20 protein-coding genes are annotated in these 22,650 nt (G+C 39.0%); 18 read left to right on the forward strand and 2 right to left on the reverse strand.

Annotation, left to right across the window (positions count from 1 at the left end):
• Positions 1 to 5: 5 nt before the first annotated feature.
• From CRN97_RS09760 to CRN97_RS09770, 3 genes are all read left to right on the forward strand, one after another.
• A complete protein-coding gene (locus CRN97_RS09760; RefSeq protein ID WP_074790245.1) occupies positions 6 to 1,463 on the forward strand; it encodes an MFS transporter in 1,458 nt (485 codons plus the stop codon).
• A gap of 77 nt (positions 1,464 to 1,540) precedes the next feature.
• A complete protein-coding gene (locus CRN97_RS09765; protein ID WP_242962058.1) occupies positions 1,541 to 2,329 on the forward strand; it encodes a sugar phosphate isomerase/epimerase family protein in 789 nt (262 codons plus the stop codon).
• Positions 2,319 to 4,553: a family 78 glycoside hydrolase catalytic domain gene (locus CRN97_RS09770; RefSeq protein WP_097076749.1), complete on the forward strand. Its 2,235-nt coding sequence runs from the start codon at positions 2,319 to 2,321 to the stop codon at positions 4,551 to 4,553. Before CRN97_RS09765 ends, CRN97_RS09770 begins: the two co-directional genes overlap by 11 nt.
• Before the next feature lie 16 nt (positions 4,554 to 4,569).
• Here the strand turns inward: CRN97_RS09770 and CRN97_RS09775 are convergent, their stop codons facing one another.
• On the reverse strand, positions 4,570 to 5,535 hold the full coding sequence (locus tag CRN97_RS09775; RefSeq protein ID WP_097076750.1) for an AraC family transcriptional regulator: 966 nt from the start codon (positions 5,533 to 5,535) through the stop codon (positions 4,570 to 4,572).
• Between the two features lie 109 nt (positions 5,536 to 5,644).
• Between CRN97_RS09775 and CRN97_RS09780 the strand changes: the two genes are divergently transcribed.
• The 7 genes from CRN97_RS09780 (at position 5,645) to CRN97_RS09810 (ending at position 13,958) form a co-directional block, all read left to right on the forward strand.
• On the forward strand, positions 5,645 to 7,066 hold the full coding sequence (locus CRN97_RS09780; protein WP_097076751.1) for an arabinose isomerase: 1,422 nt from the start codon (positions 5,645 to 5,647) through the stop codon (positions 7,064 to 7,066).
• 13 nt (positions 7,067 to 7,079) lie between these two features.
• A complete protein-coding gene (gene rhaD / locus CRN97_RS09785; protein WP_097076752.1) occupies positions 7,080 to 7,925 on the forward strand; it encodes a rhamnulose-1-phosphate aldolase in 846 nt (281 codons plus the stop codon).
• Entirely contained in the window at positions 7,925 to 9,298 is a 1,374-nt protein-coding gene (gene rhaB / locus CRN97_RS09790) for a rhamnulokinase (RefSeq protein ID WP_097076753.1), read from the forward strand. Before rhaD ends, rhaB begins: the two co-directional genes overlap by 1 nt.
• 60 nt (positions 9,299 to 9,358) lie before the next feature.
• Positions 9,359 to 9,910: a TetR/AcrR family transcriptional regulator gene (locus tag CRN97_RS09795; RefSeq protein ID WP_097076754.1), complete on the forward strand. Its 552-nt coding sequence runs from the start codon at positions 9,359 to 9,361 to the stop codon at positions 9,908 to 9,910.
• Positions 9,911 to 10,067: 157 nt separating this feature from the next.
• Complete coding sequence (fucO, locus tag CRN97_RS09800; RefSeq protein WP_097076755.1) at positions 10,068 to 11,216, forward strand: lactaldehyde reductase; 1,149 nt, start codon at positions 10,068 to 10,070, stop codon at positions 11,214 to 11,216.
• 187 nt (positions 11,217 to 11,403) lie between these two features.
• The gene (gene pyk, locus CRN97_RS09805) at positions 11,404 to 12,819 is read left to right on the forward strand and encodes a pyruvate kinase (RefSeq protein ID WP_097076756.1); all 1,416 of its coding nucleotides are present in this window, start codon (positions 11,404 to 11,406) and stop codon (positions 12,817 to 12,819) included.
• Between the two features lie 278 nt (positions 12,820 to 13,097).
• Entirely contained in the window at positions 13,098 to 13,958 is an 861-nt protein-coding gene (locus CRN97_RS09810) for a L,D-transpeptidase (protein WP_179670733.1), read from the forward strand.
• A 43-nt stretch (positions 13,959 to 14,001) separates the two neighbouring features.
• On the opposite strand, the gene CRN97_RS09815 is transcribed toward CRN97_RS09810, so the two are convergent.
• Positions 14,002 to 14,634: an endonuclease III domain-containing protein gene (locus tag CRN97_RS09815; RefSeq protein WP_097076758.1), complete on the reverse strand. Its 633-nt coding sequence runs from the start codon at positions 14,632 to 14,634 to the stop codon at positions 14,002 to 14,004.
• A 97-nt stretch (positions 14,635 to 14,731) separates the two neighbouring features.
• On the opposite strand from CRN97_RS09815, the gene pyrE reads away from it, so the two are divergent.
• The 8 genes from pyrE to licT all read left to right on the forward strand — a co-directional run bounded on the left by pyrE (position 14,732) and on the right by licT (position 22,499).
• Positions 14,732 to 15,418, forward strand: coding sequence for an orotate phosphoribosyltransferase (pyrE, locus tag CRN97_RS09820; protein ID WP_044936070.1), 687 nt, complete (start codon positions 14,732 to 14,734; stop codon positions 15,416 to 15,418).
• Positions 15,419 to 15,757, forward strand: a complete 339-nt coding sequence (locus CRN97_RS09825) for a hypothetical protein (RefSeq protein WP_097076759.1) — start codon at positions 15,419 to 15,421, stop codon at positions 15,755 to 15,757. It begins immediately after the preceding gene.
• A 3-nt stretch (positions 15,758 to 15,760) separates the two neighbouring features.
• Positions 15,761 to 17,812 (forward strand): aminopeptidase, encoded by a 2,052-nt coding sequence (locus tag CRN97_RS09830; protein WP_097076760.1) that lies wholly within the window; start codon positions 15,761 to 15,763, stop codon positions 17,810 to 17,812.
• A gap of 115 nt (positions 17,813 to 17,927) precedes the next feature.
• Positions 17,928 to 18,431 carry a 5-(carboxyamino)imidazole ribonucleotide mutase gene (gene purE, locus CRN97_RS09835; protein ID WP_097076761.1) on the forward strand — a complete coding sequence of 168 codons (504 nt, stop codon included), beginning with the start codon at positions 17,928 to 17,930 and terminating at the stop codon, positions 18,429 to 18,431.
• 78 nt (positions 18,432 to 18,509) lie between these two features.
• Complete coding sequence (gene purM / locus CRN97_RS09840) at positions 18,510 to 19,535, forward strand: phosphoribosylformylglycinamidine cyclo-ligase (RefSeq protein WP_033151517.1); 1,026 nt, start codon at positions 18,510 to 18,512, stop codon at positions 19,533 to 19,535.
• Positions 19,535 to 20,158: a phosphoribosylglycinamide formyltransferase gene (gene purN, locus CRN97_RS09845; RefSeq protein ID WP_097076762.1), complete on the forward strand. Its 624-nt coding sequence runs from the start codon at positions 19,535 to 19,537 to the stop codon at positions 20,156 to 20,158. The genes purM and purN overlap by 1 nt, the downstream gene beginning before the upstream one ends.
• Before the next feature lie 2 nt (positions 20,159 to 20,160).
• Positions 20,161 to 21,429 carry a phosphoribosylamine--glycine ligase gene (gene purD / locus CRN97_RS09850; RefSeq protein ID WP_090395353.1) on the forward strand — a complete coding sequence of 423 codons (1,269 nt, stop codon included), beginning with the start codon at positions 20,161 to 20,163 and terminating at the stop codon, positions 21,427 to 21,429.
• Positions 21,430 to 21,671: 242 nt separating this feature from the next.
• Positions 21,672 to 22,499 carry a BglG family transcription antiterminator LicT gene (gene licT / locus CRN97_RS09855; RefSeq protein WP_044936092.1) on the forward strand — a complete coding sequence of 276 codons (828 nt, stop codon included), beginning with the start codon at positions 21,672 to 21,674 and terminating at the stop codon, positions 22,497 to 22,499.
• Positions 22,500 to 22,650: the final 151 nt, after the last annotated feature.

Consider the following 22,650-nt stretch of genomic DNA (forward strand, 5'->3'; position numbering starts at 1 on the left):
TTATTATGACATCGAATATAACAACAAATATAGAAAACAATATTTATAGAAAAGCAAAAAACTGGCAAATAGCACTTACAACAATAAATTCAGGTGGAGCAATGTGTTTTTACATGCTCTTAACATATGCAAGTTATGTGGCCAATGTTGGTTATGGAATTGCAACTGCACTTGTTGGCTTTTTGTTGACAGCGACAAGAATATTTGATGGATTCATTAATCCGTTTATAGCAATGTTAATAGATAAGACTATGACAAAATATGGAAAAATTCGTTTATTCTTGCTGGCAGGTTGGGGTCTAGAAAGTTTGGCAATCTTTATGCTCTATATATGGTGCTCAGGAAAAGGCCATGGAATTGTTTTGTTTACAATGATGTATTTAGTTTACATTGTGGGATACACAATGAACAATGTTGCAGGTATGATAGCTGGACCTGTTATGACAAATGATCCAAACCAAAGACCAATCGTTGGTGTGTGGGGAACGGTATATAATTATTTCGCACCAATGATAATGACTGTATTTTTTACTGTTGTTTTACTCCCTAGATACAATAATGAATATACAGTAGAGATGCTTGCGGCATGTGCGACAGTGACAATTGTTATATCATTCGTATTTACGATACTTGCTTGTATTGGTATATCAGAGGCTGATAAGCCAGAAAACTTTGGAACAGATAGCCAGGGCGCAAGCGAAAAGGTAAAAGTAAAAGATATGATAAAGCTGTTGAAATCAAACAAGGCTTTGCAGATGTACATTGTAGCAGGAGCTACTGATAAGCTTGCACAGCAGACTGCTAGTCAATCTATTATTACAACAATGCTATTTGGTATTTTAATTGGAAATATGCAATTATCAACAATATTGAATGTAGTTGCGATGTTGCCATCTATTGCTTTTGCAATTTTTGGAGCAAGATATGCAGGTAAACATGGTAGCAAAGAAGCTCTTTATTTTTGGACAGGAATTTGTATGGCGTTTTCCATATTATTGGCAGCATTTATGTATATTGTGGATATGAGAAAAGTGACTGTTGAAATACTCCCTACTGCAATATTTTTTGTGATTACATTATTAGTTAATGGCGCAAAGATGTGTGTAACAACAGCTACATCTTCTATGAGCGGCGATGTAATTGATTATGAAATGGCCCGTTCAGGAAAATATATGCCTGCAGTTGTTACAGGGACATATAACTTTTTTGATAGAATTCTTTCATCACTTGGAGCAGTTTTGGCAACTTCGCTAATAGCGTTAATCGGTTATACATCTACAATGCCACAGCCAACAGATACACCAAGTCTTGCAATTAAAAATATGACAATATTCATATATATTGGATTACCATTTATTGGCTGGATTTGTAATCTATTTGCAATGAAACTTTCTCCTATATCTAAAGAAGAAATGGTAAGGATTCAGGAAAAGATAGCAGAACAGAAAGCGAAAGTGAAATAAGAGTAATGAATAATTTAGCTGTGCAACAGATAATGATTGGATCTGCATGTAAAGATGAGAAGACAACGTTAAGTACTTTGAAACGAATAAAACAGGTTGGTTACGATGGAATAGAATTGAATCTATTTATGATTGAGAGTACACCATTTATAGTTCGATTACTTACAAAAATGGCAGGTATGCCGGTTGGTAAGGGGGCCAATATATATTGGCCCGATATGCTAAAGGAAAGTAGACTTAAAGCTACTAGTCTTCATGCCGATTTAGGAAGTTTGGAAAATAGAATTGATGAAGTTATTTCAAAGGCGAGAGAATTAGACACAAACAAAATAGTAATAACTGGAATGTACAGATTTGATTATGGTAATTATGATGATGTAAAGTCTTTAGCAAAAAGATTGGACAAAGTAGGCGCGAGACTACATGAATCAGATTTGCAATTACTATATCACAACCATAATGTGGAATTTTTGAAGGTTGATAATAAATATACGGCATATGAAATGATACTTAAGGATACGGATCCTGATTTGGTTAAGGTAGAATTTGATTCATATTGGCCTGCAGAAGCTGGTGTTGATTTTATTCCATTGATGGAACAACTGGGTGAGCGATTGGTTCTTTATCACATTAATGATAGAGGGACAAGATTGAAAAAAGTTCCAATTACTCCAATTCTTAAATCAGATTCAATAGAGTTAGGGCATGGTAATATGCCATTAAAAAGGATTCTTGGCTTGGACTGTATAAAAAATGTTGATGCAATTATTCTTGAGAGCCATAGAAATTGGGTCAACAATAATCCCGTTGAATCTTTGGAGAAAAGTATAGCATTTTTGCAGGAGAATTATTCTAATGAACATTAGCGGAATACTAAAATCGAATTTAGTACATTGGATAGAACCAGAAAAGGAAATTGATACAGAAAAAAGACAAAGACCAAAGTGGGTGGAAAAGTCTTTTGATGTAAAAACTATAAATGGTAACGAGGAACTATTTATCACAGCCCATGGATGCTATGAGGCATACATTAATAATCATAGAGTAGGAGACTTTGTTTTTGCTCCAGGCACATCTGAATACGAAAAGGAACTATATGTTCAAAGGTATAACGTTGCAGGTCTTTTGAGGAAAGGTAAAAATACTATTAAGGTATTGCTTGGAGATGGTTGGTATCGAAGTGCAGCAGGTGTTACTGGCGCAAGAAATCTTTTTGGAACCCATATAGGGCTTTTGGCGTGGATTTCTTCGGAAGATACTATTATGGTGAAGACTGATAATACATGGGAGACTTATCCTCATTCTGAAATTGTGTCTGCGGATATGTGTCAGGGAGAAGTAATTGATTGTTCTAAAACCGTACAAGAAAACAAATCGCATGTATACGAGAAGAACTATTCCTTTAACAATCTAATATTTACTGATAATCCTCATATTGTTGAGAAGGAAAGATTTAAGGGAAAGCAAATAAAAACTCCATCTGGAAAAACGGTCATAGATTTTGGTCAAAATATTGCAGGATATGTTCAGATGACATTTAATGCAAAGTCTGGTCAAAAAATCATATTGACTCATGGTGAAACTCTAGATGAAAATGGTGAGCTTACTATTGAAAATTTTCAACCTGGAGAACGTCACAAAGAAGGTGGTATTTTTCAAAGAATTGAGTATACAGCTCATGATGGCAAAAATACTTACAAACCACATTTTTCTATTTTCGGATTCAGATATTGTTTAATAGAAACAGATATTTTATTAGAGGATGCAGTGTTTGAGGCAATTGCTGTGTATTCAGATATGGAAGAAACAGCAAGCTTTGAGTCAAGCAATGAAAAGCTCAATACGTTGTTCCAAAATGCAATGTGGAGCATGAAGGGAAATTTCTGCGATATACCAACGGATTGTCCGACTAGAGAAAGAGCAGGTTGGACTGGTGACGCAGGGATTTTCGTGAATACTGGTCTATATTTAATGGATTGTAGACGAATTTATGAAAAATGGCTGGCAAGTTGCAGAGCAAATCAATATAAATCTGGAGCTGTTAGAAATATCGTACCAAGAAACAATGAGGAAAGTTTCTTTGGAAAGCTTTTATCTGCATCTGCTGGATGGGGAGATGCAATTATTATTGTTACACACACTTTGTATAAGAGATATGGTGAGCAGTCGATTATTCGTGAAAACTATGAGGCAATGAAAAAGTGGCTCATGTTTCTCAGAAAAAGAGCTAAAAAAGGCTGTATAAAAAAACTTCTTAGCGGCAGTTTAGACAGTTTTTATGACGTTACATCAGGACTTGATTATGGAGAATGGGCTGAACCAGATATAGAATTTGCAAGTGGAGTAGATATGAAAGGTAAGAGTGGAGTCGCAACTGCTTATTTAAGCTACTCTGCGAGGCTCTTAGCTGAAATGGCGGATATCATTGGAAAGCATGAAGATGCAAAAGAATTTTTGAAGATAAGCCAAGGAGCAAAAAAGGCATATCAACATCGCTTTATTCCAAATGGAGTCATTGAATCGGATCGACAAAAGGACTACGTAAGGCCAATCGCTTTTGGGCTTTTAGATGAGAAAGATATTTGCATCAATGCTAAAAAACTAGATGCCTTAGTTGAAAAGATGGATTTTCATTTAAATACAGGCTTTTTATCGACACCTTTTTTATGCAAAGTGCTTGCCGATAACGGTTATGTAGAAACTGCTTACAAGCTACTTTTGCAGGAAACAAAACCAAGTTGGTTGTACGAAGTAAGTCAAGGCGCTACAACTGTTTGGGAAACATGGGATGGAAAAGCATCCCAAAACCATTATAGCTACGGAGCAATTTGTGAGTGGCTGATAGAGGGCGTTTGTGGTCTAAAATACACATTTGACGAGTTAGTATTAAATCCGCTACCAAGCAAACAGCTACAATATGCAAAAGTCTCTTATAAATCCGAAAAGGGAGTTATTGAAGTAGGTTGGCACTATGAGGATGATAAATGTCTTTATAGTGTAAAATTGCCTGATGGTTTATCTGGAAAATTGATAAAGCCTAATGGTGAAGAGGTAATAGTTCAAGGAAGCTATATTTGTGAATTATTATAGGTTAAAAAAATCTGTCTTATCGCCCTGATCTAATTCTATATTCTTTAGGCGATAGACCATATTTGGCTTCGAAGATTCTGTAGAAATATGCAGAGTTTTCGTAGCCAATTTTTTTTATGATTTTTTCTGTTGTAAGGGTTGTGCTTTCTAACAGGTATGCTGATTCCTGAAGCCTTCGTTGTTGGAGAAGCTGCTTGAAATTTAGTCCGGTATTTTGTTTCAAAAGGCGGCTTAGATAGGCTATTGAATACCCTGTCAGTTGAGCCAGTTCATCCAGTGTGCCATTGTCAAAATGGGTATCAATGTATTCAAGGGCCTGAATTGTGATTGAGTTACTGCCCCGGCTCATATCAGTTAAAGTGTCTGATGATAGAGTACAAAGATTCATCAGAAGCAAATCCATTGTGGACATAGCAATAGTGTTCATATCATTTTTGTGATATGTGAGAGTCCAAATCAGATTTTCAATCAGATTCTCTACTGGAAGGATTCCAGCAGCATGGTACAGTAGATAGTCGTTGTAATTTTTTCTGTCAGAAAGGGAGGCTACGATAAAGTCTCTCAATATATCATTTCTATCATAGAATATTTGAGTGCGGGAAAAGAATTCAGGCAAGATAATAAAGTTAATTGCAATATCGTCTTTACCGCATGGCTCAATATCATGTCTGGCATGTCTGTTCAAAAGGAGAATATCACCCTCATGTAGAGTTAGAGTTTCACCATCCACAAAATGAGTTGTTAAATGGCCCTTTAGCATACAAACCATTTCTATATAATTGTGTCTGTGTGTAGGGAAATATGCAAATCTAGTGTGAGGGCGAATATCGATTAGCTTGCCTTGTGCCAAAAGCTTTCCCGAATCTATTACAAATTCATCCTCAGAGGTATACAGTTCTTTTCTAATGCTGGTATCCCCTTCAAGAATCATTTTCTCCTCGTCTGTTATTCGGTTTAGAAGTTCATAAATATCATTTCTCATAATGTCAAATAAGGTCCTATAATATATAATCTGCTGTTCTAGTTACATCGGTAAAATCATTATATTATAGGCTTAAATAAAGAGCAAATAAAGTTCTAGGAGGGTTAAGATGTTAGTAGAAACAAAAGCAAGAGTGGGTGTGTTTTCTATCGCCCTTGGCGCATATTTACCACAGTTTCCATCGTTGGTACCAGAATTTGAAAAGCAGTTTGAGGATTTTAAAAAGTCAATTCCGGACACTGTAGAAATAATCGATGGCGGTGTGGTTACAACAAAGGAGCAGTCACAGGCCGCAGGAGATAAGTTTAGAGCAGCAGATGTAGATTTAGTATTCATGCAGCTTCTTACATACGCAACAAGCTACAACATGCTTCCAGCAGTAAAGGATTTAGATGTTCCTGTAGTCCTTGTGAATATACAGAAGCTTAAGGCACTTGATTATGATACAGCTGGTACAGCAGAGTGGCTTGGAGAAGCCTATGCCTGCGGTGCAGTTGGTGAAATGGTGGCAGATCTTAATCGCTATGGTAAGCGCAGCGCTGTAATCACTGGTGTTGTAGAAGGTGGAGATGAAAATGTCGCAAGAGAAATAAATGAGTGGTGTCTTGCAGCAAATTGTCGACGTCGTTTTAGAGATACAAATATTGCCCAGATTGGACGTCCATATCCAGGCATGATGGATTTATATATTGATGAGTCAAATCTTTACAGAAGAATGGGGCTTTACACAAAGCAGTTTGACTGGGAAAAGATTTGGGCTATTGCAGATGACATTACAGACGAGGCCGTTATTAAAGCAAAGGCTGAGGACATCTTAGATACATTCGACATTGTTGGTGGTGGCGATGTAGATAAAGTATGGGAAATGGCAAAGTATGTTGTTGCCTTTGAACAGTGGGTTAAGGACGAGCAGCTTGGTCTCGTAGCATCTCACTATGACGGATTTGCAAAGGGAATCGCTGGCAAAGTGGACAGCCTTCTTATCCCAGCCTTCTCTATGTTGATAAAGCAGGGAACTGCTTGTGCTGTTGAAGGAGATATGAAGGTTGCTATGGCAATGAGCATTTTGAAGACTATTTCTGGCACAGGTCAGTTGGCTGAAATGTACACCATCGATTTCAACGATGATGTTACACTTATTGGTCATTCTGGTTCTGGCGATGCAGCCATTTCACAGGCTAAGAAGCCAACTATGAAGATGATGGATGTGTTCCATGGCAAGACAGGCGGCGGATATCTTACACAGTTCTATCCACCTACAGGACCTATTACTTACCTTGGTATCACACAGGATGGCGAAGGTCACTTCAAGTTCGTAGTTGCTGAGGGTGTTAACGAAGAAGGAAAGATTCTTCAGAACGGTGACACAATGATGCGTACTAGATTTAGCTGCAGCGCTGCAGAGTTTGTAACCAGATGGAGCGAGACTGGTCCTACACATCATTTTGGTGCAGCAGTTGGTCACCATATTGAAACAATCAAAAAAGTTGCAAAGGTATTTAACGTACCAGTTGAAGTAGTAGTTAGATAAAGGAGAAATAGAAATGAAAGTATTAGAAGCAAAGTTTGTAGAAGGTTTTATGAGAATGGCAAATGACGGCTGGGAGCAAGGCTGGCATGAGCGCAATGGCGGAAACCTTTCTTATAGAATCAAGCCAGAGGAAGTAGAAAGTGTAAAAGAGGAGTTCAACCCAGGTGATTGGAGAGAAATCGGAACAGAAGTTAAGGATTTAGCAGGAGAGTATTTCCTTGTGACAGGCTCTGGAAAGTATTTCAGAAATGTAGCTATCGATCCAACTGATTCAATTGGAATTATTGAGTTAGATGAAACAGGCGTCAACTATAGAATAGTTTGGGGATTTGTAAATGGCGGCAGACCTACATCAGAGCTTCCATCACACCTTATGAACCTTGAGGTTTGCAAGAAGAGAGATGCTGAGATTCGCGTTGTATATCACTGTCATCCAACAAATGTTATTGCACTTACATATGTTCTTCCACTTGAGGATGAAATCTTTACAAGAGAAATCTGGGAGATGGCTACAGAGTGCCCAATCGTATTCTCTCAGGGAATCGGCGTAGTACCATGGATGGTTCCAGGCGGAAGAGATATTGCAGTTGCAACATCTGAAATCATGGCAACAAAGGATGTAGCTGTTTGGGCTCATCACGGAATGTTTGTATGCGGTACTGATTTTGATATTGCATTCGGTCTTATGCACACAGTAGAAAAGGCTGCAGAGGTTCTTGTAAAGGTTCTTTCTATGACAAACAAAAAGCGCCAGACAATTCAGCCAGATGAGTTTAGAGCATTAAATGCTCCATTTGGTGTTCAGATTAATGAAGAATGCTTATACGAAAAGAAGAGCGATATTATTGGAGAAAGATAATGGTAAATTACTATTTAGCGGTAGATATTGGGGCATCTTCGGGCAGGCATATGCTTGCCCATCTTGAAGAGGGCAAAGTTGTTTTAGAGGAAATCCATCGATTTTCTAATGGAATGATTGAGGTGGATGGTCATAAGAGATGGGACATTGAGGAGCTCTTTAGACAGATAATTATTGGCTTAAAGAAATGCAAGGAGCTTGGTAAAATCCCGACCTCAATGGGCATTGACACCTGGGCAGTGGACTATGTTCTTTTAGATGAAAAAGATAATGTGGTTAGACCATGCTTTGGATATCGCGATAGCAGAACAGCTGGAATGGACGAAGAGGTTTATAAAATCATTCCTGAGGATAAGCTATATGAGCGCACTGGAATTCAAAAGGCTATTTTCAATACCATATATCAGCTTATGGCAGATAAAAAGGATGGTTATTTGGATGGGGCAAAAAGCTTTTTGATGGTACCAGATTATCTTCATTATCTGCTGACAGGTGTGAAGTCAAATGAATATACCAATTGCTCTACAACACAGCTTTTAAATCCTGATACAAAAGAGTGGGATTACGAGCTTATTGAAATGCTAGGTTTTAACAAAGATTTATTTGGTGAGATTAAGCAACCAGGCACATCCATTGGCGCATTTTCAGATTTAGTAAAGGCAGAAGTGGGATTCGACTGCAAGGTTGTGCTTCCACCTACTCATGACACAGCATCAGCTGTATTTGCAGTCCCAAACACATCTGACAATGTACTTTATATTTCATCAGGTACATGGTCACTTTTAGGTAGTGAGAACATGAAGGCCATCTGCACAAAAGAGGCAATGGAAGCCAACTTCACCAACGAAGGTGGTTACGAAGGACGTTTCCGTTTCCTTAAAAATATCATGGGGCTTTGGATGATTCAGTCCGTAAGAAATGAGCTGATTGCAGCAGGACAGGAGTACTCTTTTGCTGAGCTTTGTGAAATGGCAGAGGCAGCAGATATAGATTCTATAGTGGATGCCAATGATGAAGTTTTCTTGGCTCCAGCTTCCATGATTGATGCAGTAAAGGATTACTGCAAAAATCATGGACAAAAGGTTCCTGAAACACCAGGAGAGCTGGCAAAGGTTATTTATCAGTCTCTGGCTGTATGTTATAAAATGGCCTGCTACGAGGTAGAAAAGATTACAGGCAAGTATTTTAATATTATCAACGTAGTTGGCGGCGGTTCAAAGGCTGGATATTTGAATAAGCTCACAGCTGAAACCACCGGAAAAACTGTAATTGCAGGCCCTTCAGAGGCCACAGCACTTGGCAACATCGGTGCTCAGATGGTGGCTGCAGGCGAGGTGGCAGGACTAAAGGAGTTTCGAAAGCTATTGGCATAAGTACATATATAATTGTAAAACCTCCCGAGGTCATTTAAAATGATTGCGGGAGGTTTTATTATGAAATCAGACATCAAATACAAGCTGGCAGAAGCTATGAAAACCTGCATGAAAAACACATCAGTGGAAAACATCACAGTCAAACAGATAGTTGATGTATGTGGAGTTTCGAGACAAAGCTTTTATCGCAACTTTATTGACAAATACGACCTGATAAACTGGTACTTTGACAGGCTACTGGAACAGTCCTTTAAAGAGATGGGCCAAGGCGAAACTATTCGTGAGGGTCTAATCAAAAAGTTTGCATACATAAAGCAGGAAAGGCTTTTCTTTACAGCAGGCTTCAAAGGCGATGATCAGAACAATCTCAAGGATCATGACTTCATTATGATTTACGAGTTCTATTGTGATTTGATTAGAAAAAAGACTGGTGAGAATCTTGATAAGCATATGAGAAAGCTTCTTGAGATGTATTGCCAGGCGTCTATTTATATGACTGTACAGTGGCTTATGAAGGGCATGAAGGAGTCTGAGGAAGAGCTGGCTGATTTGATGATAGATGCAATGCCAGATATGTTACACAAGCTGTTTAAAGAAATAGAATTGGTCTAGAAAGCCTTTATTATAGCGATTTGTGAATTTTATAAAAATGTTACACATACGTATATCTGTAACTTATATTGACACACTCTATGATGATAAAATATCAATCGTAGGGTGTGTTATTTTTTTAACACAATGTTTGTTACAAAAAAAGGAGTGTATTGTTATGGCTAACAGAATTTCTTTAAATCCAACATCTTATCATGGTGCTGGTGCAATTCAGGAAGTAGTAAATGAGATTAAGGCTCATGGCTTCAAGAAAGCATTTGTTGCTTCGGATCCAGATCTTATTAAATTTGGAGTTACAGCTAAGGTTACAGATTTACTTGATAAAGCAGGTATTCCTTATGGCTTATACTCAGATATCAAACCAAATCCAACAATCGAAAATGTAAAGAATGGTGTAGAAGCATTTAAGACTTCTGGTGCAGATTGTATTGTTGCTATCGGTGGCGGATCATCAATGGATACATCAAAGGCAATTGGTATCATCATTACAAATCCAGAGTTTGCAGATGTTCGTTCACTTGAAGGTGTTGCACCTACAAAGAATCCTTGTGTACCTATTATTGCAGTTCCAACAACAGCAGGTACAGCAGCAGAGGTTACAATCAATTACGTTATTACTGACGTTGAAAAGGAAAGAAAGTTTGTATGTGTAGATACAAATGATATGCCTATCGTTGCAGTTGTTGACCCAGAGATGATGTCTTCTATGCCAAAGGGACTTACAGCAGCTACAGGTATGGATGCTCTTACACATGCAATTGAAGGATATACAACAAAGGCAGCTTGGGAGATGACAGATATGTTCCATCTCGAGGCTATTCGTCTTATTTCAAAGAATCTTCGCGATGCTGTTGAAAACAAAAAGGAAGGCCGTGAGGGTATGGCACTTGGCCAGTACATTGCAGGTATGGGCTTCTCAAACGTTGGTCTTGGTATCGACCATGCTATGGCTCACACACTTTCAGCACATTACGACACACCACACGGTGTAGCATGTGCAATGTTCCTTCCAATTTCTATGGAATTCAACCGCGAGTATACCGGGGAGAGACTTCGCGAGGTTGCTAGAGCTATGGGAGTAGAAGGTGTTGATAACATGACACAGGATGAGTACCGTGATGCAGCTATCGCAGCTGTTAAGAAGCTTTCTGAGGATGTTGGTATTCCAAAGACTCTTGATAAGATCAAGGAAGAGGACTTAGACCAGCTTGCAACAGATGCTCTTAATGATGCATGCTATCCAGGAAATCCACGTGAGGCTACAAAGGACCAGGTAATTGACATGTTCCGTATGCTCATGGCATAAAATATGAACAAATAGTTAAAAAACAGTGTTCTGTGATTATTAGTTTCACAGGACACTTTTTTTAATATATAATAAGAAATGATTAGGATAAATGTTTACTTAAAATTTAATTAATGCTATTATAGAGAGGATTTTTTTTATTTTTTAGGTTAACTAAGTTTTAGTCTAAATAGAGGAGTTTTGTAGAATGAGAAAGACAAAGATTATTTGTACAATCGGACCAGCCAGCATGAATGAGGAGACTCTTACAGCTATGGCTAAGGCCGGAATGAACGTAGCAAGAATGAATTTCTCTCATGGTGATCATGAGGAGCAGGGCATGAAGATGGATTTAGTTAAGAAAGTCCGCAAGAAGCTCAACATGCCAATCGCTATCTTGCTTGATACAAAGGGACCAGAGTATCGTATCAAAACATTTAAGGATGGCTCAGTTACAGTTAACGAAGGTGACACATTCATCTTCACTACTGACGATGTAGAAGGTGATCAGACTAGAGTATCAGTTACTCACAAGAACCTTCACAAGGATCTTAACGTAGGTGACGTACTTTCAGTTTGCAATGGTATCGTATTCTTCGAAGTTACAGAAATCAAAGGCCACGATGTTATTACAAAGTGTACAGCCGGCGGTACTATGAGCAACAAGAAGTCAATGAGCTTCCCTAACAAGGTTATGTCAGGTCCATACCTTTCAGAGCAGGACAAGAAGGATATCCTTTTCGGTCTTGAGAACGACATCGATTTCATCGCTGCATCATTCGTTTCAACAAAGCAGGATATGATTGAGCTTAGAACATTCCTTGATGAGAATGGTGGTAAGGATGTTGAAGTTATCGCTAAGATCGAGAATCAGCCAGGTGTTGACAACGTTGATGAGATTCTTGAAATTGCTAACGGTATCATGGTTGCTCGTGGTGACCTTGGTGTTGAGATTCCATTTGTTAATCTTCCAGCAGTTCAGAAGCAGCTTATCACAAGAGCTCGTGAGCTTGGTAAGAGAGTTGTTACAGCTACAGAGATGCTTGAGTCTATGATTACAAATCCACGTCCTACACGTGCTGAAATCTCTGACGTTGCTAACGCTGTATATGATGGAACTTCTGCAATCATGCTTTCAGGCGAGTCAGCTCAGGGTAAATTCCCAGTACAGGCTGTTGCTACAATGGCAGAAATCGCAGAGACTACAGAGAACGACATCAACTACAATGGTCGTTTCCACAAGGATGATATCGCAATCGCTTCTATTCCAGATGCTGTTTGCCACTCTACATGTTCAATGGCTATCGATGTTGAGGCAAAGGCTATCGTTGCTTGCACAATGTCAGGTTACACAGCAAAGCGTGTTAGCCGTTTCCGTTGTCCAGTAGATGTTATCGCTATGACTACAGACAAAAAGGTTTGGAGAAAGCTTGCACTTAGCTGGGGTGTTACACCAGTTCTCGTTGATAAGTTCACATCACTTGATGTTATGTTCTATCATGCAGTTGGCCGTGCTAAGCAGATGCTTAACCTTAAGAACGGAGACCGCGTAGTTCTTACTGGCGGCCCAATCGATGGTAACGTAGGTAACACAAATACAATTAAAGTAGAGAGTATTCAGTAAGATTTGAGAATTCACAGACAATTCACAACTTTTACACGACTTGAACAAAATTTTCAGTTAATATATACTCATCTCGAGAGAGATACAATTTTTTCATAACATTATTCTCCCTTTTGAAAGAGACGCTCCGCTGGCGTCTCTTTCACATTTTATAAGCACTTATTTGTTATAAATATCCTAAATTTTCTAAAATTTCATAAAAAAATAATAATAGGACTTGATTTGTTGAAAAAAACTTCATATAATCCTCAGGTATGTTTTTTTTAGAGAGGTTTTATATGTTTTTCAAACGCAAAAAAAGTTTTATCGCAATCGCACTAGTTTTATCTTTATTCTTTAGTATCAGAAGTACTTCTATTGAAGCAAAAGCTGCTACCCCATATGCTTTATACGTAAACCGTGTGGCAAATGTTGTTACTGTAATGTCTCTTGATGCTCAAGGACAGTACACAATACCAGTAAAGGCTTATTTATGCTCAGTTGGAGCAAATATTGAGGATACTCCAACAGGAGTTTTTGCTACTTCAGATTATTACGAGTGGAGACAGCTTTTTGGAAATAGTTATGGACGTTATGCCATAAGATTTAATGGTCATATTCTTTTCCATTCCGTTCCATATGCAGCTCCTACAGTTAACTCTCTTAGAGGTAATGCATTTAACATGTTAGGACAGGGCGCATCTCAGGGATGTGTTCGTATGGCAGTTGGAGATTTAAAGTGGATTTATGATAATTGCAAAGCGGGCACACCTGTAATTGTTTACGATGATGCTACAAATCCAGGTCCTCTTGGTAGACCAGCAGCTGTTAAGCTTGATGTAAATGCAGGGCTTATTGGCTATGATCCAACAGAAGAAGCGGCTTACAATCCATGGATGACACTTGTACCTACACAGTACTTGAAGCAGGATTCAGGGGATGGAATAATTCACGGATATGTTGGAATGGATGCTGAAGCTCTTGAACAATATATTGGTGCTAGATATAGCGATGGAAGAGAAATTGATAAATGGAATTATTCAATTCAGATAAATGGAAACTATAATCCTAATGTTTCAGGAACTTATGTTGTTTGGATTAAGGTTGCTGATAACAGAGGATATACATCAGTTGAAAAACAATATACTATTCAGTTATAAAAAAAGAAGCTTTGTTACAATCTTGTAGCAAAGCTTCTTTATATTATATACGTTTTTTGCATATATCTTCGAGACAGCATCTGTCACAGTAAGGAGCTGTCCTGGCAGTGCAAACGGCACGACCATGATCCACAAGCCTATGACACAAATCGTTGCCTGATTCTGGTGGAACTATTTTTCTAAGGGCCATCTCTACCTTAGTAGGATCCTTTTCGTTATCAACAAGTCCAATTCTGTTAGATAATCTAATTGCATGGGTGTCAGTAACTATTGCAGGTTTGCCAAATACATCTCCAAGAATGAGATTTGCTGATTTTCTGCCCACGCCAGGCAAAGCTAACAGCTCATCCATGGTATCTGGGACCTTAGAATTATACGTGTCTCGAAGCATTCGCATACAAGCAACGATGTCCTTTGCCTTTGATTTGCCTAGACCGCATGGACGAACAATTTCTTCTACGTCTTTTACATCAGCATTTGCCAAAGAATCGATGGTTGGAAATTTTTCATATAAATGAGGTACTATTTCATTGACCCTTGCATCTGTGCACTGGGCTGCAAGACGTACCGACACCAGAAGCTTCCATGCATCATCGTAATCTAGCGTGCAGTCACTATATGGATATTCCTTTTCTAATCGTTCAATTACTAATAAAGCAAGTTCTTTTTTTCTCATGTTCATATTCTAACATATAATTGAAATGAATGGCTGTGTATGTTACAATCTGAGAGGTTTTTGAAAAATATTTGGGTTTTCGATAGGAGATTAATGTATGGAAAGCTACAAGTCACAATTTATAGAGTTTATGGTGGAGTCTGACGTCCTCAAATTCGGTGATTTTACATTGAAGAGCGGGCGTAAGTCTCCTTTTTTTATGAATGCAGGTGCCTACGTTACAGGTAGCCAGCTTATGCGCCTTGGCGAGTATTATGCAAAGGCAATTCACGATGCTTACGGCGAGGACTTTGATGTTCTATTTGGACCAGCATACAAGGGTATTCCTCTTGCTGTTATCACAGCTGAAGCGTTTTACAAGCTTTATGGCAAGGAAATCAAATATTGCAGCAATCGTAAGGAAGAAAAGGACCATGGAGCAGACATGGGCTCACTTCTTGGTTACAAGATTTCTGACGGTGACAGAGTTGTTATGATTGAGGATGTTACTACTTCTGGCAAGAGCATGGAAGAAACAGTTCCAATCGTTAGAGCTCAGGGTGATGTTACAATTGTTGGCCTTATGGTTTCTTTAAACCGTCAGGAAGTTGGTCTTTCAGGAGACAAATCAAAGACAGCACTTGATGAAGTTGCAGAAACATACGGTTTCAAAACAGGCGCAATTGTTTCAATGGATGAAGTTGTAGAGCATCTTTACAACAGAGAGTGCCAGGGCAAAGTTGTTATCGACGACGATATGAAGGCACGCATCGATGCATATTATAAGGAATATGGAGTTCAGTAAATGGCACGTAGTCGTTTTCACAGACGAAGCTCCTATGGCAATCAACTAAAAGCATTGCCAATGGAAGCTATGTATTCAGCAGGAGTTTCGTTGATTTCACTAATTATATATGGTGGCATTATTACCGCCTCAGTTTATATGTCAGGGGAGACACCTCGCTGGCTTGGCGGCGGCCTTGGAACTTTAGGCTTCCTCGTAGCTTTTGGAGCATTTGTTTACAATGTGGGCCAAATGAAGACTAAGACGGAGCTTAAATACAGAGTTGTATGCCTTGCTATCAGCTCGGTTATTATGATAGTTTGGATTGCAACACTTATTATTGGATTGATTAGAGGTTAGTATATGAGCAGTACTTTTTATAAAGAATCTGATGATATAATGGAACGCTTTGAGCTTGCTACAGAGCGCATATCTCAGATAAAAGAAGATAAAGAATTACCTGAAAATATTCAGGCGTATTTTAATCAAGTGGCTGAATTCGTAATGATGGTTCTTCCTATTATGAATAAAGCTATCGATGGGACACTTGCAGAACGCACTCTTGAGCAGTGTCAGGCAGACAATAAAACTATTTTTTCTATTTATGAAGAAAGCAATTATGAGAATAGCTTCTTGTGCCCAACATACGCAGTAGCAAAACTTGGCGAGGAAATAGGTGGACCTCTTTCAGCAGCATTCTATTCTATTACAAGTATTATCGAGGCAGCATTTGCTGGACGAGTAGATAAGTTTACAATTTATTGCGAGCTTCTTCTTCAGCTATATGGTGAGTGCCAGATTGAGGATGAGGACAAATATCGTCGTGAAAGCATTTTGAATGCTCTTTACTCATTCAAGCATGATTATTGCCAGATGTTCCTTTCAGAACAGATTATATCAATGGTTGATCCTGAATATGATTTCTACACAAGAATCATCATGGAGGACAATCTTTCAGATGATAGATATATGTACAAATATGGTATGTATATCGGACCAAATGAGCTTGGAATTGCAGCCCACTTGCGTAGTCTTCCACACGAAGATGTGGTTGCTATGGCACAGACTTACGTTCAGGGCTATATCAAAGGCTTCGAGGTAACTGGCAAGGATATCTCTATTAAAGATACAGTTGGTGTCAATGCTCCAGTTGGATTCGAGCTTATGACTCGCGAAGCAATTCGCCTTTTCGACGAAGCAGGCCTTGCTGCTACTGTTAGATTTGGTGGCACATCATCTCGCAACCTTTTCTCAAGCGTTCCTAACAAACAGTGTGAATATGATCACAAGGATGATAGAGCGTACTATTGGGATAAGGGCATGGCAGACAGATTCCTTGAGGTTCAGAAGAATACTCTTGAAAAGCACAAGGAGCTTGCTGCAGTATATGGTGGCCCAGCTGTCATCGAGACATTTGGAGAGGTTCCATTTGAACCAGCTAATAGAGAGGCGAATGCAGCGTATTCAGACAAGCAAAATGAGCTTAACGTATATTATGCTAGCCAGAATGGCCAGATAAATAATCAATACATCAAGGGAGAAGAAAGAAGCTTCACAATCATAGCTTATCCTATTCCTGAGATTGGCAAGGATTTCAATGAAATCTTTAATGAGACAGTTGCTGTAAACACAATGGATTATGAGCTTTATAAGAATATCCAGCAGCATATCATCGACGTATTAGACCAGGGTGAAAAGGTTCACGTAACAGGTCGTGGAGACAATCACACTGATATTACAGTAAAGCTTCATCATTTAGATGACCCTGCACACCAGACTAATTTCGAAAACTGTGTTGCAGATGTAAATATTCCGGTAGGTGAGGTATTTACAAGCCCAGAGCTTGAGGGAACAAATGGTGTTCTCCATGTAACTCAGGTATATCTTAATGAGCTTGGATACCGCAATCTTGAAATGAAGTTTGAAGATGGCAAGATTGTTTCATATACATGTAGCAATTTTGACGCTGAAGAAGAAAATAAAAAATATATTTACGATAATGTTCTGCATAAGCATGACACTCTTCCTATGGGAGAGTTTGCTATCGGAACAAATACCAGAGCTTTTGTAATGGGACAGAAATACTCCATTGCAGATAAGCTTCCAATCCTTATAGCAGAAAAAACAGGTCCACACTTTGCAGTAGGTGATACATGCTATTCTCACGCCGAGGATGTGCCTATGTACAATCCAGATGGCAAGGAATGTATCGCAAGAGACAATTCTTGCTCACTACTTCGTAAGACGGACTTTTCAAAGGCATATTTTAATTGCCACACAGATATTACAATTCCTTACTATGAGTTAGGGGATATCACAGTTATTACAGCAGATGGCCGTGAGCTTCCAATCATACGCGAAGGTCGCTTCGTCGTAGAAGGAACAGAAGAGTTAAACAAGGCATTAGATATGTAAAGTAGCCAGTAGTCAACAAGCTCTTAGATCTCTCAAGCGAGACATTCTAGTCGAGTGGAGAGATACTAAGGCTTGTTGATGTAACTGGCGAGATATAAACTAGGAGGATAATGGAATGGCAAAGGTAAGTATAGTTATGGGTAGCGACAGCGATATGCCGGTAATGGCAAAGGCTGTAGAAGTACTTGAGAGATTTGGCGTAGATTACGAGATGAGAATTATCTCAGCTCATCGTGAGCCAGATGTTTTCTTTGAGTATGCAAAGGGCGCAAAAGATAGAGGCGTTCAGGTTATTATCGCTGGAGCAGGCAAGGCAGCACATTTGCCTGGTATGTGTGCAGCATTATTCGAAGGGCCTGTTGTTGGTATCCCTATGAAGACTAGCGACCTTGGTGGTGTAGATTCACTATATTCCATTGTTCAGATGCCTACAGGTGTACCTGTAGCTACAGTTGCCATCAATGGCGGTGCAAATGCAGGTATACTTGCAGTTAAGATGCTTGCTATGGCGGACTCTGCCCTTGCAAGCAAACTCCACGATTTTATCGTAGAGCAGAAAGAATCAGTTGAGAAAAAAGACGGGCAGCTTCAGGCTGACGGTTATAAAGTATTTTTGTAGATATGTAGAAGGAAACTCTTTTTATTAAGGGTTTCCTTTTATTTATAAAATTTTGAACAAGAAACAAAGGAGAGAAACATGGATTACAAGAGTTCAGGAGTAGATATCGAGGCAGGATATGAGTCAGTGGAGCTCATGAAAAAGTTTGTGAAGGGCACTATGAGACCAGAAGTACTTGGCGGACTTGGCGGTTTTTCTGGAGCATTTGATTTAAGTGCTATCAAGAACATGGATGAGCCAGTTCTTTTATCTGGCACAGACGGTTGTGGAACAAAGGTAAAGCTTGCATTCCTTATGGATAAGCATGACACAATCGGAATTGATGCTGTTGCAATGTGTGTTAACGACGTTGCATGTGCAGGCGGAGAGCCACTTTTCTTCCTTGATTATATTGCATGTGGAAAGAACATCCCTGAAAAGATTGCTACAATTGTTAGCGGTGTAGCAGAGGGATGCAAGCAGTCTGGCTGCGCCCTTGTAGGTGGTGAAACAGCTGAACACCCAGGTCTTATGCCTGAGGAGGAATACGATCTTGCTGGTTTTGCAGTAGGTATTGTTGATAAAAAGGATATTATTACAGGTGAAACACTTAAAGATGGAGATGTACTTATTGGTATGGCTTCAACAGGTGTTCATTCAAATGGTTTCTCTCTTGTTCGTAAGATTTTCGATATGACAAAGGAAAGTCTTGATACATATTATGATGAGCTTGGAACAACTCTTGGCGAGGCTTTAATTGCTCCAACACGTATTTACGTTAAGGCACTTAAGGCAGTAAAGGATGCAGGTGTTAGAGTAAAGGCTTGCTCTCATATTACAGGTGGCGGTTTCTACGAGAATATTCCACGTATGCTTCCAGAAGGAAAGCGTGCTGTAGTAGAGAAGGATTCTTATGAAGTTCCTGCAATCTTCAAGCTTATGGCTAAGAAGGGCAATGTTTCTGAGCAGATGATGTACAACACATACAATATGGGACTTGGAATGATTGTAGCAGTTGATCCAGCTGACGTTGATAAGACAATGGAAGCTATGCGCTCTGCTGGGGACACACCATATGTTGTTGGTAAGATTGTTGACGGAGAAAAGGGAGTAGATTTAGTTTAATGAGAATAGCAGTTTGCGTATCTGGAGGTGGCACAAACCTCCAGGCAATCATTGATAAGATTAACTCAGGCGAGATTCATAATACTGAAATAGCTGTTGTTATATCTAACAATAAAAATGCATATGCTTTAGAGCGTGCTGCAAAGGCGGGAATCGAAGGGGTTTGTATTTCGCCTAAGGATTATGAGAATCGAGAAGCATTTAATAAGTCTTTTTTGGAGAAATTGAATTCATATAATGTAGATTTGGTTGTATTGGCGGGATTTTTGGTAGTAATACCGGAGGAAATGATTCGTCAGTACAGAAATAGAATCATTAATATTCATCCATCTTTGATTCCAAGTTTTTGCGGTACAGGTTTTTATGGCTTAAAGGTTCATGAAGGGGTTCTTGAACGTGGTGTAAAAGTCACTGGCGCAACATGCCACTTTGTGGATGAAGGAACAGATACAGGTCCTATCATTCTTCAAAAGGCTGTAGAGGTAATGGAGGATGATACTCCAGAAATACTACAACGACGTGTGATGGAGCAGGCTGAGTGGATAATCATGCCACGCGCAATCGATTTGATAGCACGCGGATGTGTATCTGTGGTTGATGGAAAGGTAAAAATAGGAGAATAAGAATGAAAGTATTAATTGTAGGTAGTGGAGGAAGAGAGCATGCAATTGCGCTTGCTGTTTCTAAAAGCTCTAAGGTTGAAAAGATTTACTGTGCACCAGGTAATGCAGGTATTGCGGAGCTTGCAGAGTGTGTAGATATCAAGGCTATGGAGTTTGATAAGCTTGTAGCTTTTGCAAAGGAAAATGCTATTGATTTGACAATCATTGGCATGGATGACCCACTTGTAGGTGGAGTTGTAGATAAGTTTGAGGAAGCTGGCCTTCGTTGCTTTGGTCCTAGAAAGAATGCTGCTATCCTTGAAGGTTCAAAAGCTTTCTCAAAGGATTTAATGAAAAAATATAATATCCCAACAGCGGGTTATGAGAACTTCACAGATCCTGAGGCGGCTTTAAAGTACCTTGAAACTTGCAAATATCCAATCGTACTTAAGGCAGATGGACTAGCTCTCGGCAAAGGTGTTCTGATTTGTGAGACACATGAGGATGCGGTTGCAGGTGTTGCAGAAATCATGCAGGACAAGAAATTCGGTGATGCCGGCAATACAATGGTAGTAGAGGAATTCATGACAGGTCGTGAGGTTTCTGTGCTTTCATTTGTTGATGGTAATACAGTAAAAATCATGTCTTCAGCCCAGGATCACAAGCGCGCAGGAGATGGTGATACAGGCCTTAATACAGGTGGAATGGGTAATTTCTCTCCATCCCCATTCTTCACAAAGGAAATTGAGGATTTCTGCCAGAAGAATATTTTCCAGCCTACAGTTGACGCTATGAAGGCTGAGGGAAGAGAGTTTAAGGGCGTAATTTTCTTTGGTCTTATGCTCACAGAAGAGGGACCAAAGGTTCTTGAGTATAATGCCAGATTTGGTGATCCAGAAGCTCAGGTTGTCCTTCCACGTCTTCAGAATGATATTATCGATGTTATGGAAGCTTGTATTGATGGAAAGTTAGATCAGATTGATCTTAAGTTTTCAGATGAGGCCGCTGTATGTGTAGTTCTTGCATCAGATGGTTATCCTGTAAAGTACGAAAAGGGATTCCCTATCACAGGTTTTGAAAAGTTCAACAACAAGGATTATTATTGCTTCCATGCTGGAACAGCTAAAAATGACAAAGGCGAAATCGTTACAAATGGTGGACGTGTGCTTGGTATCACAGCTCTCGGCAAAGATTTAGTAGAAGCTAGAGCAAAAGCATACGAAGCAACAGAGTGGATTGATTTTGAGAATAAATATATGAGACACGACATTGCTAATGCCATCCTTAAATAAAATTGTGTTTTAATTGTGAATTTGTACAAAAAGGCAAAAGCACTTTTTTGCAAAACTCCAAAATTTGTTTGCAGCTCTTTACAGGAGAGGGATTTCCATGTAAAGTAGTTGCATAACAAATTTCGGATTGTTACTGTTCGATGTTCGTACAGGCAAGACTGAATCATATCCCAGAGTCGTGTGTATGACTTTTATTTTTGGTGGGGTAGGTTCGGTCATTTTTTGTTTATAAGAGAGTATTTATGAAAATTAAAAAAGTTCTTAACAACAATGCTGCATTGGCATCAGATGAAAACGGAAATGAAATAATATATACAGGCTGTGGAATTTGTTTTCAGAAGCGTCCAGGAGATGAGCTTGAGGAAAGCAAAATCGAAAAGACTTTTGTAATGGAAAAAGCAAATGAACAGTTCTTAAAGCTGGTTTCTGAAATGCCATACGAAGAGATTCAGGTTGCAGATGAAATAATTAAATATGCATCTGAAAATCTTGGCAAAAGACTTTGCAACAACATTTACATCACTCTCACAGACCATTTGGGATTTGCTATAGAACGAAGCAAAAGCGGTACATTTTTAAAAAACAAGCTTTTGTGGGAAATCAAAAACTACTATAAAGTTGAATACAACCTAGGATGTCATGCCCTTGAAATTATAAAGGACAAGCTTGGAGTTGAACTTCCAGAAGATGAGGCTGGCTTCTTTGCACTTCATATCGTAAATGCGGAATTAGATGGAAACATCCATCACACTATGGAAGCTCCAGAAATCATCGATGACATCATCAGCATAGTTAAATATACATACAAGAAAGATTTAGATGAAGATTCATTCTCTTATGAAAGATTCATCACTCATCTGAAATATTTCTTACAGAGAGCTGAGCGTAATGCTTATTACGAACCTCAGGATCCAGGAATCTTCGAAATTATTATGGAGAGATTCCCAGAGGCATATAATTGTGCCACACGTATTAAAAGCTACATGGAATCTAAATATCCAGAAAAGCTTACAGACGAAGAAATGTTGTACCTTACAGTACACATTGCTCGAATAACAGATAGAGATTAACCAGGGATGGTTACGGCGTTAGAGTCGGCTAGACCCGTACGATAATTATATAGTCAATCAGGCTATAGCTTTGTCGTGCGGGTTTTTTTATTAGGTAATATTCAGTCCAGTGCGCAGGGGCTGTATAGTATATAAGAGAAAAAGGAGAAAC

Source organism: Pseudobutyrivibrio ruminis DSM 9787, assembly GCF_900218035.1.
GTDB classification, from domain to species: Bacteria; Bacillota; Clostridia; order Lachnospirales; family Lachnospiraceae; genus Pseudobutyrivibrio; species Pseudobutyrivibrio ruminis.